12 protein-coding genes are annotated in these 14,277 nt (G+C 62.3%); 3 read left to right on the top strand and 9 right to left on the bottom strand.

What is annotated here, in order from left to right; genetic code table 11:
• Nucleotides 1-44: 44 nt before the first annotated feature.
• From clpB to miaA, 7 genes are all read right to left on the bottom strand, one after another.
• The gene (gene clpB, locus AC1RQ9_RS06265) at nucleotides 45-2,648 is read right to left on the bottom strand and encodes an ATP-dependent chaperone ClpB (protein ID WP_485986030.1); all 2,604 of its coding nucleotides are present in this window, start codon (nucleotides 2,646-2,648) and stop codon (nucleotides 45-47) included.
• A gap of 336 nt (nucleotides 2,649-2,984) precedes the next feature.
• Entirely contained in the window at nucleotides 2,985-4,049 is a 1,065-nt protein-coding gene (locus AC1RQ9_RS06260; protein ID WP_485986029.1) for an aldo/keto reductase, read from the bottom strand.
• Between the two features lie 202 nt (nucleotides 4,050-4,251).
• Nucleotides 4,252-4,980, bottom strand: a complete 729-nt coding sequence (locus tag AC1RQ9_RS06255) for a fumarylacetoacetate hydrolase family protein (RefSeq protein WP_193733018.1) — start codon at nucleotides 4,978-4,980, stop codon at nucleotides 4,252-4,254.
• Nucleotides 4,981-5,124: 144 nt separating this feature from the next.
• Nucleotides 5,125-6,144, bottom strand: a complete 1,020-nt coding sequence (ilvC, locus tag AC1RQ9_RS06250; protein WP_010515698.1) for a ketol-acid reductoisomerase — start codon at nucleotides 6,142-6,144, stop codon at nucleotides 5,125-5,127.
• A 52-nt stretch (nucleotides 6,145-6,196) separates the two neighbouring features.
• A complete protein-coding gene (gene ilvN / locus AC1RQ9_RS06245) occupies nucleotides 6,197-6,712 on the bottom strand; it encodes an acetolactate synthase small subunit (protein WP_193733020.1) in 516 nt (171 codons plus the stop codon).
• A gap of 104 nt (nucleotides 6,713-6,816) precedes the next feature.
• Complete coding sequence (ilvB, locus tag AC1RQ9_RS06240) at nucleotides 6,817-8,637, bottom strand: biosynthetic-type acetolactate synthase large subunit (RefSeq protein ID WP_485986027.1); 1,821 nt, start codon at nucleotides 8,635-8,637, stop codon at nucleotides 6,817-6,819.
• 72 nt (nucleotides 8,638-8,709) lie between these two features.
• Nucleotides 8,710-9,714: a tRNA (adenosine(37)-N6)-dimethylallyltransferase MiaA gene (gene miaA, locus AC1RQ9_RS06235; protein WP_485986026.1), complete on the bottom strand. Its 1,005-nt coding sequence runs from the start codon at nucleotides 9,712-9,714 to the stop codon at nucleotides 8,710-8,712.
• Between the two features lie 30 nt (nucleotides 9,715-9,744).
• Here miaA and serB point away from each other — a divergent pair, with 30 nt between their 5' ends.
• On the top strand, nucleotides 9,745-10,653 hold the full coding sequence (gene serB / locus AC1RQ9_RS06230) for a phosphoserine phosphatase SerB (RefSeq protein WP_485986025.1): 909 nt from the start codon (nucleotides 9,745-9,747) through the stop codon (nucleotides 10,651-10,653).
• On the opposite strand, the gene AC1RQ9_RS06225 is transcribed toward serB, so the two are convergent.
• Nucleotides 10,643-11,602 (bottom strand): cation diffusion facilitator family transporter, encoded by a 960-nt coding sequence (locus tag AC1RQ9_RS06225; protein ID WP_193733024.1) that lies wholly within the window; start codon nucleotides 11,600-11,602, stop codon nucleotides 10,643-10,645. The two genes, serB and AC1RQ9_RS06225, sit on opposite strands and share 11 nt — an antisense overlap.
• 142 nt (nucleotides 11,603-11,744) lie before the next feature.
• Here AC1RQ9_RS06225 and AC1RQ9_RS06220 point away from each other — a divergent pair, with 142 nt between their 5' ends.
• Complete coding sequence (locus AC1RQ9_RS06220) at nucleotides 11,745-12,596, top strand: carbon-nitrogen hydrolase family protein (RefSeq protein WP_485986024.1); 852 nt, start codon at nucleotides 11,745-11,747, stop codon at nucleotides 12,594-12,596.
• Nucleotides 12,593-13,396: an NAD kinase gene (locus AC1RQ9_RS06215; protein ID WP_485986023.1), complete on the top strand. Its 804-nt coding sequence runs from the start codon at nucleotides 12,593-12,595 to the stop codon at nucleotides 13,394-13,396. The genes AC1RQ9_RS06220 and AC1RQ9_RS06215 overlap by 4 nt, the downstream gene beginning before the upstream one ends.
• A gap of 124 nt (nucleotides 13,397-13,520) precedes the next feature.
• Here AC1RQ9_RS06215 and AC1RQ9_RS06210 read toward each other — a convergent pair whose 3' ends face one another.
• Nucleotides 13,521-14,225, bottom strand: coding sequence for a M48 family metallopeptidase (locus AC1RQ9_RS06210; RefSeq protein ID WP_485986021.1), 705 nt, complete (start codon nucleotides 14,223-14,225; stop codon nucleotides 13,521-13,523).
• Nucleotides 14,226-14,277 lie beyond the last annotated feature (52 nt).

The following is a 14,277-nucleotide window of genomic DNA, read 5'->3' as shown; positions in this document are numbered from 1 at the left end:
AGGCAAGCCCCTCCTTTCTCCAAGTCCGGTGTGGCGTGCCGATATCAGTCGGCATCCACCTCGTTCCCATTGATGGTCAGGTGGTCATCCTTTGCATCAACGGTGACGGTTTCACCATCATGGATGGTGCCTTCCAGCAGCAGGCCCGCCAGCGGGTTCTGCAATGCACGCTGGATCACGCGCTTGAGCGGACGCGCACCATACACGGGGTCATAGCCTTCGTTCGCCAGCCATGCCTCACCGCGCTTGTCCAGACGCAACTGAATGTTGCGCTCATCCAGCAGCTTGCGCAGGCGACCGATCTGGATTTCCACGATCTTGCCCATATCCGCCTTCTGCAGACGGGAGAACAGGATGATTTCATCCAGACGGTTGAGGAACTCGGGCCGGAAGTGGTTGCGCACGACCTGCATGACTTCCGGCCGCACGCTTTCGACCGATTCCCCATCCGGCAGATGGGCCAGCACTTCGGAACCAAGGTTACTGGTCAGCACGATCAGGGTGTTGCGGAAATCAACCGTGCGGCCCTGCCCATCGGTCAGGCGGCCATCATCAAGCACCTGCAGCAGGATGTTGAACACATCCTCATGCGCTTTTTCGACTTCATCGAACAAGATGACCTGATAGGGACGGCGACGGACGGCCTCGGTCAGCACGCCACCTTCCTCATACCCGACATAACCGGGAGGGGCACCAACCAGACGGGCGACTGCATGCTTCTCCATGAACTCACTCATGTCGATACGCAGCAGGGCCTTCTCGTCATCGAACAGGAAGCGGGCCAGCGCCTTGCACAGTTCCGTCTTGCCCACACCCGTCGGGCCAAGGAACAGGAACGAACCGATGGGACGGTTGGGATCCTGCAGACCGGCACGGGCACGGCGCACCGCGTTCGACACCGCCTTGAGGGCCGGTTCCTGACCCACCACGCTTTTGCGCAGTTCATCTTCCATGCGCAGCAGCTTGGCGCGCTCGCCTTCCAGCATCCGGTCCACCGGCACGCCGGTCCAGCGCGATACGACAGCGGCAATGCCCTGATCGGTCACGGTATCGCTGACCATGCCGTCGCCCTTGCTGATCTGGTCAGCTTCTTCCTGCGCCTTGGCAATCTGGGCCTGAAGCTGCGGCAGGCGGCTGTACATCAGTTCCGACGCACGCCCCAGATCCCCCTTGCGCTGGGCGATCTCGATGTCCGAACGGACCTGATCCATTTCCTCCTGCAGCTTCTGCACCGCGTTAACGCGATCCTTTTCAGCATGCCAGGCGGCGGTCAGGGCATCAGACTTTTCCTGCAGTTCCGACAGTTCGGCTTCCAGCTTGACCAGACGTTCCTTGCTGGCTGCGTCATCTTCCTTGCGAATGGCTTCGCGTTCGATCTTGAGCTGGATCAGACGACGATCGAGTTCATCAAGTTCCTCGGGCTTGCTGTCGATCTGCATGCGCAGGCGACTGGCGGCCTCATCCACAAGGTCGATGGCCTTATCGGGCAGGAAGCGGTCGGTGATGTAGCGGTTGGACAACGTTGCCGCCGCCACCAGCGCACCATCGGAGATACGGATCCCGTGATGGAGTTCGTATTTTTCCTTGATCCCGCGCAGGATGGAAATTGTGTCGGCCACCGTCGGCTCACCCACATAGACCGGCTGGAACCGGCGGGCGAGGGCCGCGTCTTTTTCAATATACTTGCGATATTCATCCAGCGTCGTCGCACCAATACAGTGCAGCACGCCACGGGCCAGTTCCGGCTTGATCAGGTTGGAGGCATCCATCGCGCCATCGCTGCGACCTGCACCCACCAGGGTATGCATTTCGTCGATGAACAGGATGATCTGGCCTTCAGCCGACTCGATTTCCTTCAGGACCGCCTTCAGGCGTTCCTCGAACTCACCACGGAACTTCGCACCGGCGACCAGCGCGCCCATGTCGAGCGAGAGCAGCTTCTTGTTCTTCAGCGCCTCGGGCACATCACCATTGACGATACGCTGCGCCAGTCCTTCGACGATGGCGGTCTTGCCCACGCCCGGCTCACCGATCAGGACGGGGTTGTTCTTGCTGCGGCGTGCAAGGACCTGAATGGCGCGGCGGATTTCCTCGTCACGACCGATCACGGGGTCCAGCTTGCCCTGCAGCGCAACCTCGGTCACGTCGCGGGCATATTTCTTCAGCGCGTCAAAATTGGCTTCTGCGTTTTCGCTATCCACGGTGCGTCCCTTGCGGATGGTGGCAATGGCTTTTTCCAGCGCCTGTGGCGTCGCACCCCCTCCGCGCAGGGCCTGACCGGCCGGGGTCTCGGATGCGGCGATGGCAGCCAGCAGGCGGTCTTGGGCCACGTATTCATCGCCCGCCTTCTGCGCGGCCTGTTCGGCCGCATCCAGCACGCGCACCAGTTCGCCCGTTGCACTGGGCTGGCCCGCGCCGCCGCCCTGTACTTTCGGCAGTTTGGCAAGGGCGGCTTCATTCGCCGCCGTAATGGCTGGAACCTGCCCGCCGGCTGCGCGGATCAGGGCGGCCGCCGCCCCCTGATCGTCATCCAGCAGGGCCTTGAGCAGGTGCTCCGGCGTCAGCTGCTGGTTGTAATCCCGCATGGCAATGGTCTGTGCCGCCTGCAGGAAGCCGCGCGACCGTTCTGTAAACTTCTCGATGTTCATTTATTCCCTCGTCCCTTTCAATCAGGCGACATAACAGGTTGTGCCACTGCGCCGTCCCTCAACAGGCAACGGCATGGCGCTGGATTCCAGATGGGATCAACTGGATGTTATTACAAGATATCGGGCGTGGATTTCCTTCCCCTGTTTCCTGTCATACCGCATCGGGCAGCCCGGATTTCCATGGGGGATAGCTGACCATTGCCGCCGCCCCTGCAACCTTGATCCATGTCAAGATTGCCGTGCCTTATCAACGTAACGGCCATTCACCCAGCGGCAACACCGCATGAAACCGACAGGGTTCCCCACCCTGACAGGGCGGGGAAGGAAACATCTGTCTTACTTGCCTTTTCTGGCAACCGTCGGGCCAAGCAGCAGCAGGTCGGCGGGTGAAAGCCGGTCCGATGCCGTGCTGGCCTGATGCCAGAAGGGATAGAGCAGCGGCGGCGCGCTGGCGTCATCCAGACGGCTGATTTCCTGAGCCGTCAGGCTGAGATCAGCGGCCTTGAGGTTATCGATCAGTTGTGCCTCCGTCCGCGCGCCGATCACGATGGAGGTCACCGCCGGACGCTGCGCCACCCATGCCAGCGCCACCTGTGCCGCCGAAATGTCACGAGATTCGGCAATGCTGACCAGCACTTCCACCACATCATACAGCTTCTCGATATCATGGACCGGTGGCTCGCCCCAGTTCTCGATCTGCCGCGTGCCCTGTGGCTGGGGCTTGCCGCGCCGGTATTTGCCCGACAGCAGGCCACCCGCCATGGGACTCCAGACCTGCACACCGATCCCCTGATCCACCGCCACGGGCAGGAGTTCGTATTCCGCATCCCGCGCCTGCAGGGAATAATAGATCTGCTGTGACACTGGCGCGATCAGGCGGTTGCGTTCCGCCGTAGCCAGCGCCTTCATGATGTGCCACGCCGAGAAATTGGAAACCCCCGCATAGCGGATCTTGCCTGACCGGGTCAGGGTATCCAGCGCCTCCAGCGTTTCATCCAGCGGGGTCTGACCATCCCATTCGTGCAGGTAATACAGGTCGATATGGTCACGTCCCAGCCGCTTCAGGCTGGCCTCGCATGCGCTGACCAGGTGATAGCGTGACAGGCCCGCATCATTCGCCCCCTTGCCCATGCGGAAACGGGCCTTGGTGGTCACCATGATATCGTCGCTGCGGCCCCTGAGTGCTGCGCCAAGGATTTCTTCCGACACGCCGGTGGAATAGATATCGGCCGTGTCGAACATGTTGACCCCGGCATCAATGCACAGATCGATCTGCCGACGCGCACCGGCAAGGTCGGTATCACCTGTCTTGGCAAAGTCACCCTTGCCGCCAAATGTCATCGTACCCAGCGTAAAGGCGGAAATCCGCAGGCCGGAACGGCCCAACTGACGGTATTGCATGTCTTTTCAATCCTTCTGCATGAAGAGATTTGGAGACTGTCCGTGAAACATCGTGAAAATTGTTAAGAGTTTTTGGTGAAGCTTTTTGAAAAAAGCTTCAAAGAACGCCGTCCTTGCTGAAAAAGCAGCACCCAAAAAATTTCTGTTTCCAAACAGCCTCTCAATGACTGGCGCACGGCATGACAGCCCGCACCGCATGTATTCAGGCGGTATAGGTCACGTTCAGTTCCCCCACACCGGCGCAGGTGGCATGCAGCACATCGCCACGCCGGACCGGCCCCACGCCCGACGGGGTGCCGGTCATGATCAGGTCACCGGGGGCAAGGGCGACAAAACGGCTGAGGGAGGAGATGATCTCGGCCACGGACCAGATCATTTCCACCAGATCGCCCTTCTGCCGGGATTCACCATTCACGCTCAGCGTAATGGCGCCCCCTGCGGGGTGGCCACAGACCGATGCGGGAACAATGGATGAAATGGGACAGGACTGGTCAAACCCCTTGGCCAGCGACCATGGCCGTCCCGCCTTCTTGGCGGCGGCCTGCAGGTCACGCCGGGTCATGTCCAGCCCTACGGCATAGCCATAGATATGCGACAGCGCCTTTTCCACGGGGATGTTCTCCCCCTCACGCGCGATGGCCGCTACCAGTTCCACCTCATGATGCAGGTCGGACGTACTGACCGGAAACGGTAGCAGGCCGCCACCCGGCACCACCGCGTCACCCGGCTTGGAAAAGAAGAAGGGTTCGGAACGTTCGGGATTGCTGCCCATTTCACGCGCGTGGGCAGCGTAGTTCTGCCCCACGCACCATATCCGCCGGACGGGAAAGACACCCGCACGCCCCTCCACTGGCACAACGGGAAGGGTGTAGGGGGGAATCACGTAATCCGTCACGGTACGGTGCTCCTGCTGTTCATATCCGGCGCGCATGGTGGCACCGCGCCCCGGTCCGTGTCACGGCAAATGCTGGCAACAACTGGAAAAGCCGACATAAAAAAAACGCCAGCCGGGACAGCCCGGCTGGCGTCTGGAAAAAGGGATGGCGCACCATCCCCGATCCCGGTCGTGCAATAATCAGTTGCGGGCCTTGTCGACCAGCTTGTTCTTGCCGATCCACGACATCATGGCGCGCAGCTTCTCGCCCACCTTTTCGATCTGGTGTTCGTTGTTGCGGGCACGGGTAGCCTTGAAGCCGATGTTGCCGGACTGGTTTTCCAGGATAAAGTTGCGCACGAAGGTGCCGTCCTGAATGTCGGTCAGGATCTTCTTCATCTCGACCTTGGTTTCCGGCGTGATCACGCGCGGGCCGGACACGTATTCACCATACTCCGCCGTGTTGGAGATGGAGTAGTTCATGTTCGCAATGCCGCCTTCGTAGATCAGGTCCACGATCAGCTTCATTTCATGCAGACACTCGAAATATGCCATTTCCGGCGCGTAGCCTGCTTCGACCAGCGTCTCGAACCCGGCGCGGATCAGTTCAACCAGGCCACCACACAGCACGGCCTGCTCACCGAACAGATCGGTTTCGACCTCTTCCTTGAAGGTCGTCTCGATGATGCCCGCACGGCCACCGCCATTGGCGGAAGCATAGGACAGCGCGATTTCAAGCGCATTGCCCGAAGCATTCTGTGCCACGGCCACCAGCGACGGCACGCCACCACCCTTCTGGTATTCGGAACGCACGGTGTGGCCCGGACCCTTCGGCGCGATCAGGAACACGTCCAGGTCGGGACGGGCTTCGATGATGCGGAAGTGGATCGCCAGACCATGGGCGAAGGCCAGCGCCGCACCCTGCTTGAGGTTCTTTTCCAGCGATTCCTTGTACAGCGCGCCCTGACCTTCATCGGGGGTCAGCACCATCACCACGTCGGCCCACTTGGCGGCATCGGCGGGGGTCATGACCTTGAAGCCTGCGGCTTCGGCCTTGGCGACGGCCTTGGATTCGGGACGCAGGCCGACAACGATGTCGGTCACGCCCGAATCCTTGAGGTTGTTGGCATGGGCATGGCCCTGGCTGCCGTAACCGATGATGGCGACCTTCTTGCTCTTGATCAGGTTCACATCGGCATCGCGATCGTAATAGACGCGCATGATCTTACTCCTTGGGAATGAAAAACGAATCGATCAGGTAAAAACGCGACCCTTACAGGATTGCCGCGCCACGGGCGATGGCGGCGACACCCGTGCGCGACACCTCGGCCAGGCCAAGGGGACGCATGAGGTCGATAAAGGCATCGAGCTTGTCGGTCGCACCCGTCAGCTCAAAGACGAACGAAGTGGCCGAGGCATCAACAGGATGGGCGCGGAACGCCTGCGCGATGCGCAGGGCGTCGGCGCGGCGTTCGCCACTGGCGATCACCTTGACCAGCGCCATTTCACGCGCGACGTGGGGGTCCGCCGCCGTCATGACCGACACGCGGTACACCGGCACCAGGCGTTCCACCTGCGCGCGGATCTGTTCCAGCACGCGCGGGGTGGCGGTGGTAACGATATTGATGCGCGACTGGCGGCCGGTTTCATCAACCGGGGCCACGGTCAGGCTTTCGATATTGTATCCACGACCGGAAAACAGGCCGATGACACGTGCCAGCGCGCCGCTTTCGTTTTCGACCTGAATGGAAATGACCGCGGAGACCGGGCTCTCCTGCTGCGTGGTCATGATGGTGTTTCCTGACTGCTGAAGGTGCTGGCACGCAGGCTGCATGCCAGCAGGATAAGGACGAAAAGCACCCGGCGGGAAAGGCCGCCGGGACTGACGGGCGATCAGACCAGCATGCGGCCTTCGGCGCTGATCTCGTCATCCTGATCGGGACCGAGCAGCATCTGGTTATGCGCCGCGCCCGACGGGATCATGGGGTAGCAGTTTTCATCCTGTGCAACACAGATATCGGCCACCACCGGACCCGGATGGGCCAGCATTTCGGCAATCACGCCATCCAGTTCACCCACGCATGTCGCCCGCAGACCGCGCCCGTGGAAGCTTTCCGCAAGCCGCACGAAATCGGGCAGCGCCGCGCTGTAGCTTTCGGAATACCGCGATTCATGCAGCAGTTCCTGCCACTGCCGCACCATGCCCATATACTGGTTGTTCAGAATGAACACCTTAACCGGCAGGCGATACTGCGCGATGGTGGACAGTTCCTGAATATTCATGAGCGTGGACGCTTCCCCCGCAATGTCGATCACCAGCGCATCGGGGTGGGCGACCTGCGCGCCAACAGCGGCCGGCAGGCCATAGCCCATGGTGCCAAGCCCGCCCGAGGTCAGCCAGCGGTTGGGCTTGTCAAAACCGAAATGCTGGGCCGCCCACATCTGGTGCTGCCCCACCTCGGTCGAGACATATGTATCGCGCCCCGTGGCAGTCGCCATCTCATGCAGGCGACGGATGGCGTATTGCGGGCGGATGATCGCATCGGGCGCCATGTCCTGCGAAAAGCCGAGACTGTCGATCTTCCGCCATTCATTGATCTGGTGCCACCACTGCGCGACATCGATCGGCTGGCGGGTATTGGCGGGGGTGCAGTCCCATTCCTCCAGCATCATTTCGATCACGCGCCGTGCGTCCCCCACAACGCCAACATCCACCCGCACGATCTTGTTGATCTGGCTGGGGTCGATATCCGCATGGATCTTGAACGAACCGGGCGAGAACGCATCCAGCCGCCCGGTCACGCGGTCATCAAAGCGCGAACCGAGTGCAATCAGCACGTCACAGTCATGGGTGGCCATGTTGGCTTCGTACGTGCCGTGCATGCCAAGCATGCCCAGGAAGCGACGGTCCCCCGCAGGCATCGCCCCCAGCCCCATAAGCGTGGACGTGCAGGGGAACCCCGTCTTTTCCACCAGACGGCGCAGGGCCGTGGAGGCCCCGGGTCCGGCATTGATGATGCCACCACCGGTATAGAACAGCGGGCGGCGCGCGCCTTTCATGGCAGCCACGGCGCGAGCGATCACATCCCGCCCCGGTTCGGTTTGCGGGCGGTAGGACGGGTGCGGCGTGCGCGGCGGCGCCACGTAGGGCGCGGGACCAACCATGAGGTTTTTCGGCAGATCAACCAGCACCGGTCCGGGGCGGCCACTGCGCGCGATATGGAAGGCTTCATGCACGCTGGGCGCAATCTCGTCCGCGCGGCGCACAAGGTAATTGTACTTGGTGGCAGGGCGGGTGATGCCCGTGGTGTCGGCTTCCTGAAAGGCGTCGGTGCCGATCAGCGGCACGCCCACCTGACCAGAAAAACACACAACCGGAATCGAATCCAGCATGGCATCCAGCAGGCCGGTCACGGTGTTGGTCGCACCGGGGCCGCTGGTCACCAGCACCACGCCGACCTTGCCGGTGGACCGGGCATAGGCTTCGGCCGCATGCACCGCCGCCTGTTCATGACGGACCAGCACGTGGCGAATCGCGTTCTGACGGAAAATGGCATCATAAATCGGCAGGACCGCGCCGCCGGGATAGCCGAAAATGACTTCGACCCCCTGTTCGACCAATACGCGCAGAAGCACTTCCGCACCGCTGAGTACGGTCGTATCCGTGCCAGCGGTTTGAGGCTTCAGGTCTGTCTGGTGCGATGCTGCGTTCATGTTCCTGCTCCTTCGCCCAAAGCCACCGGAACAATCCGGCCAGCCCTCGGGGGCGAAATCCCGGGGCCGGGTTTACGGAAACCCTTGGCCCGCGTCAATGCGGTTAATAACAAAAGAAATGATTTTATTGCTCCACCTTTCCATTTGTTGCGCGGTTTCGCATTTTTCAAACCGTTTTTCATATAAAAATGTGTCCATCTCCGCCGCCAGCGCGTGATGGGCGAACCATGTCGCCTGTCGTTTCGTGTATTGCCCGGTCAGGCGGATGGCCTGCTGGGTCGCTGCCGCCATATCCATTTCGCCCCGCAGCACAGCGGCCAGTTCGGGCACGCCATGGGCGCGCATGGCTGGCAGGGCCGGGGACAGGTCCTGCGCCAGCAGGCGGGCGACCTCATCCATCGCGCCAAGGTCGAGCATGGCATGGAACCGGCGGGCTATGGCCGCGCGCAGCACGTCACGCGGGGGATGCAGACGTATGGCGACAAAACGCGCGGGCAGCGGGGGCAGCATGGCTTCACGCCGCCACCAGGCCAGCCCATGGCCGGTGGCCGCATGCACTTCCCATGCACGGGCAATGCGTTGTCCATCGGTCGGGCGCAGGGTTGCGGCGGTTTCAGGGTCGCGCTGGCGCAACATGTCATGCACTGCCGCTGGCCCAAGGCGGTCCACCATGTCGCGTGCCTGCGCACGGATGGCGTCGGGCGGCTGGGGTATATCCGCCAGCCCATCAGTCAGCGCGCGGAAATACATGCCCGTGCCGCCACAGAACACCGGCACCCGGCCGGCATCCCATGCGGTACGGGCCGCAGCGATAGCCTGCGTGCGCCACCATGCAACACTGCCGGATTCCGCTGCTGGCAACACACCGTACAATGCATGGGGCACGCTGGCTTCATCGGCGGCGTCAGGCCGGGCTGTCAGGACACGCAGGTCACGATATACCTGCATCGAATCGGCATTGATGATGGTACCGTTCACCTGCCGTGCAAGGGCCAGCGCAAGTGCGGACTTGCCCGAACAGGTCGGACCCGCCACGATCACCGCCACGCGCGCCCGCCCGGCAGGGGGGCGTGTCATTGTCTCTCACCTGTCATATACCCGGACCCCATGGCTGATTCCTCTTCTTTTTCCCATACCCTTGTACTGGTGGCCAACCGTGGCGCCACATCCCTCACGCCGGTTGATATCCAGACCGCGCGTGACCTGGTGCGCGGCAATGCTCCCGTCACCCTGTCGGAAGGGGAAGCGGTTGAAATCGACTGCAATGCCCCCGCGACATGGGAACAGCCGGATATCGGGGCCATGCGGGATGTGTTTGCCGGGCGCGGGATGGACGTGCTGGTAACGCCGCGCGACAACCGCCGCAAGCGGTTGCTGGTGGCCGACATGGACAGCACCATCGTCAGTTGCGAAACGCTGGATGACATCGCGACCCATGCCGGGATCGGGGAAAAGATTGCCGACATCACCCGGCGGTCCATGAATGGGGAAATCGAATTCGAATCCGCCCTGCGTGAACGTGTCGCCCTGCTGCGCGGCCTGCCGGTCAGCCTGCTGGAACGGGCATGGCAGGATGTGAAGCTCAATACCGGTGCCGTGGAACTGGTACGCACCATGCGCGCGAACGGCGCACGCACGGCGCTGGTGTCGGGCGGGTTCACCTTCTTTACCAGCAAGGTGGCGGCGCTATGCGGTTTTGATGAAAACCACGCCAATACCCTGCTGGATGCGGACGGCACGCTGACGGGCACGGTGGGGCAGCCCATCCTTGGCCCGGATGCGAAGCTTGCGCACCTGCGCCGCCTGGTGGCGGCGGGCGGTCTGGACATGCGTGACGCCATGGCGACGGGCGATGGCGCGAACGACCTTGCCATGCTGCGCGTGGCCGGTGCGGGCATCGCCTTCCATGCCAAGCCCGCTGTCCGGCGCGAAATCACCAGCCAGGTCAATCATACCACCCTGCGCACCCTGCTGTTCGCGCAGGGTTACCGGGCGACCGAATTCGTTACGGCGTAGGCACGCTGCCGCTGGCGGCCGTGCCCGGGGGCTGGGTGCGGCTGTCCTGTGCCTCGATGAAAACACGGGTCACCTCGGGGTAGGCCTGCTTGATCTGGTGTTCCAGCGCGCTGACCACGATTTCCACTTGCCCTGCCGTCATGTCGTTGCGGAAATCAAGGCTGATCACCACCAGCACGTCACGTGGGCCAAAATGCAGGGAGCGGATTTCATTCAGCCGCTCCACCCCGCTGGCCGCCAGCGCCATGCGGCGCAGGGCCACCAGCACCTCCGGCGCCACGCCTTCGCCGGTCAGCAGTGACTGCGATTCCCGCGCAAGGAACGCCGCCGTCACCGCAAGAATGCACGCGATGATGATGGACGCCACGCCATCCAGCACCGGCATGTCCAGCCACTCGGCCAGGATATTGCCCAGAAGCGCGACACCAAGACCGCTGAGTGCTGCCGTATCCTCGAACAGGACGGTGAATACGGTGGGGTCCTTGCTCATCTGCACGGCCTCGACCCAGCCGCGACGGCCCTTGCCTTCCTTGCGGAAAGTCCGCAGCGCCATCAGCCAGACCGAGCCTTCAAACACGATGCTGGCCAGCAGCACGACGTAATTGACCAGCACATGCGCGACGGGCTGCGGATGGATGATGTGGATGATCCCTTCATACAGGGACACACCGGCCCCCAGCCCGAAGATCAGCAGCGCCACAACAAAGGTCCAGAAATACAGTTCCAGCCCGTAGCCGAACGGATGCATGGCCGTAGCCGGCCGCGTCGCACGCCGCATGCCGACCAGCAGCAGTCCCTGGTTGCCGGTATCGATCAGGGAATGGATGGCCTCGCTCAGCATGGAGGCGCTGCCGGTCATGAAAGCGGCGGCAAACTTGGTTGCCGCCACCAGCAGGTTGCCACCAAGGGCGGCGAAGATGACAGTTCGGGAAGATGAGGAATGCGCCATTGATTTTTCAATATGAAGTACGGCCACATCCTATCGCGCCGCCACGGCTTTTAACAGGGCGCACGATCAGGCCATACCGGTTGCGGGCGCGGGGCTGCCTGTCCTATGGTCGGGGGCCAATGCCCACGGAGTACGTATCCTGATGCGCACCACTGTCATCCAGATGGCGCCCGGCGCATCCGCGCCCGATAATATCGAACACGCCCGCGCACTGATTACCGCCGCCATCACGGCGGACAAGCCCGACCTTGTCATGCTGCCGGAAATGTGGAGCTGCCTTGGTGGCACCCGGGACATGAAGTTCGCGGCGGCCGAGACCCTGCCCGCCCCCGATGGCACGGGGGAAGCCGGGCCGCTGTACCGGTTCCTGTCGGACATGGCGCGCGAACATGGCGTCATCATCCATGGCGGGTCCATCGGGGAACGGCATGGTGACAGGCTGTTCAATACGTCCGTGCTGTTTGATGCAAAGGGGCGTGAGCGCGCGCGCTATCGCAAGATCCACCTGTTTGACGTCACCACCCCCGGCGGCGAAGGCTACCGCGAAAGCGATACGTACGAACCCGGTTCGGACATTGTGACCGCGCCGCTTTCTGCTGGCCTTACGGCGGGACTGGCCATCTGTTACGATATCCGCTTTCCCGCGCTGTTCCACGCGCTGCGGGCGCGGGGGGCGAACGTGCTGCTGGTGCCTGCCGCCTTTACGGTGGAAACGGGGCTGGCGCATTGGGAAACGCTGCTGCGTGCCCGCGCGATCGAAACGCAGTGCTGGATGGTCGCCTGTGGCACCACCGGCACCCATACGGACGAAAATGGCCAGAAGCGCCGCACGTACGGCCATTCCATGATCATCGACCCATGGGGCACCGTCGTGGCCCAGGTTTCGGACGGACCGGGGTGGAGTACCGCGCGCCTGGACCGCACGGTAACCGACAGCATACGCGAACGCATGCCGGTCATGGCGCATCACCGCCTGTCCATCCACACCCCATGAATGACATGTCGTACCCCGGCTGGACCGATGGGTACCTTCCCACGAAACTGAGCTTTGCCGCGGCCCCGAACGAAAGCGCGCAGCTGTGGCTGGAACGTCTGGTCGGGCAGTACGGGCAATGCCCCCCGGATGAAGCGGACGCACTGGTCTGCCTTGGTGGCGACGGCTTCATGCTGGAAATGCTGCATACGACGCTGGGGCGCAAACTGCCGGTATATGGCGTCAATTGCGGGACGGTGGGGTTCCTGATGAACCCCGCCGTGCCCGATGACCTGCCCGCCCGCCTTGCCACGGCACAGGCTGCCATCCTGCACCCGCTACGCATGAAGGCCACGACGGTCGAGGGCAAATGCATCCATGCCCTTGCGCTGAATGATGTATTCCTGTTCCGCCAGACACGGCAGGCGGCGAAAATCCGCATCGGGGTGGACGGACGCGTGCGCATGCCCGAACTGATATGTGATGGGGTGCTGATTTCAACACCGGCAGGGTCAACCGCCTACAACCTGTCCGCACACGGGCCAATCGTGCCGCTATCGGCCAACCTGCTGCCGCTTACGCCCATCAGTGCGTTTCGCCCGCGCCGGTGGCGCGGCGCGCTGCTGCCTTCCACGGCGCAGGTGCGTTTCGACATTCTGGAAACCGACAAGCGCCCCGTGGCCGCCGTGGCCGACTTTACCGAAGTGCGCGATGTCATTTCCGTCGAAATCAGCGAGGCGCGGGAATTGCAGACTACCGTGCTGTTCGATCCGGGGCAGAGCCTGTCGGAACGGATTATAACCGAACAGTTCACTGCATAAGATATCCCTCGAAAGGTAATAAAAGTTTTTGGCTGACGCCTTTTTTCAAAAAGGTGGTGTCTTTTAAAAGCTTTTTGGGAAAAAGCTTCACCAGGAACTTTTGCTGCTCTTTTATCAGACACGCTCAGACCGGGGCGATCCGGTGCAGGCTGGCGCCATGGTCATGCAGCCATTTTTCGGCCTGACGCCGGTGCGGGGTCAGGCTGTCCACCAATAACCAGAAATCCGGCCCGTGATTCATGTGCCGCAGATGCGCGAGTTCATGGGCAATGATGTAATGCTGAACCTCCAGCGGCGCCATGACCAGCCGCCAGCACAGCATGATCGACCCATCGGATGAACAGCTGCCCCACCGGCTTTTCGTATCGCGCAGCCTGACCTGTATCGGTTTCAGGCCGCAGGCTTCAGCCTGCGCGCGCAGGCGGGCGGGCAGACGGACCTGCGCCTGTGCGCGTAGATAGGCGCTGACACGGCGGGGGACGAATTCTTCCGCACCGCTGACATGCAGCACCCCGTCTTCCAGCCATACGCCACGCCGTGCGTCGGGACAGTGGCGGATTTCATGGCGCCGCCCATCCAGCACGACATGGCCGCCATGGCACAGGTCAACAGGCGGTGGCAGGCGTGACAGCCCCGCCGCCACCCATGCGGAATGCGCGCGCAGCAGCGCCAGCCCATCCGATTTGCGCGCGCCACGCGGCAGGGTAATGACGACATGCCCGCTACGGGGATCGATCCGCATGGAAATACGCCGCGCCTGACGCGATGCCCGCCAGCATACCGTGACCTGACCGGACGCGATGGGCACGACCTCCGTCCCGGTCGTCACAGTATTCCTGCCATGAAACATCCTGTAAATTCATGAAGGCGTTTTTGGTGAA

The organism is Komagataeibacter ossonobensis (genome assembly GCF_057359305.1).
This window is presented reverse-complemented; position numbering and strand designations above follow the sequence as displayed.

Coding starts and splice junctions, on each gene's coding strand:
- serB (WP_485986025.1), top strand. CDS start 9,745: ATGGCTGATTCCTCTTCTTTTTCCCATACCCTTGTACTGGTGGCCAAC.
- miaA (WP_485986026.1), bottom strand. CDS start 9,714: ATGACACGCCCCCCTGCCGGGCGGGCGCGCGTGGCGGTGATCGTGGCG.
- AC1RQ9_RS06220 (WP_485986024.1), top strand. CDS start 11,745: ATGCGCACCACTGTCATCCAGATGGCGCCCGGCGCATCCGCGCCCGAT.
- AC1RQ9_RS06215 (WP_485986023.1), top strand. CDS start 12,593: ATGAATGACATGTCGTACCCCGGCTGGACCGATGGGTACCTTCCCACG.
- clpB (WP_485986030.1), bottom strand. CDS start 2,648: ATGAACATCGAGAAGTTTACAGAACGGTCGCGCGGCTTCCTGCAGGCG.
- ilvC (WP_010515698.1), bottom strand. CDS start 6,144: ATGCGCGTCTATTACGATCGCGATGCCGATGTGAACCTGATCAAGAGC.
- AC1RQ9_RS06255 (WP_193733018.1), bottom strand. CDS start 4,980: ATGCGCGCCGGATATGAACAGCAGGAGCACCGTACCGTGACGGATTAC.
- ilvB (WP_485986027.1), bottom strand. CDS start 8,637: ATGAACGCAGCATCGCACCAGACAGACCTGAAGCCTCAAACCGCTGGC.
- AC1RQ9_RS06225 (WP_193733024.1), bottom strand. CDS start 11,602: ATGGCGCATTCCTCATCTTCCCGAACTGTCATCTTCGCCGCCCTTGGT.
- ilvN (WP_193733020.1), bottom strand. CDS start 6,712: ATGACCACGCAGCAGGAGAGCCCGGTCTCCGCGGTCATTTCCATTCAG.
- AC1RQ9_RS06260 (WP_485986029.1), bottom strand. CDS start 4,049: ATGCAATACCGTCAGTTGGGCCGTTCCGGCCTGCGGATTTCCGCCTTT.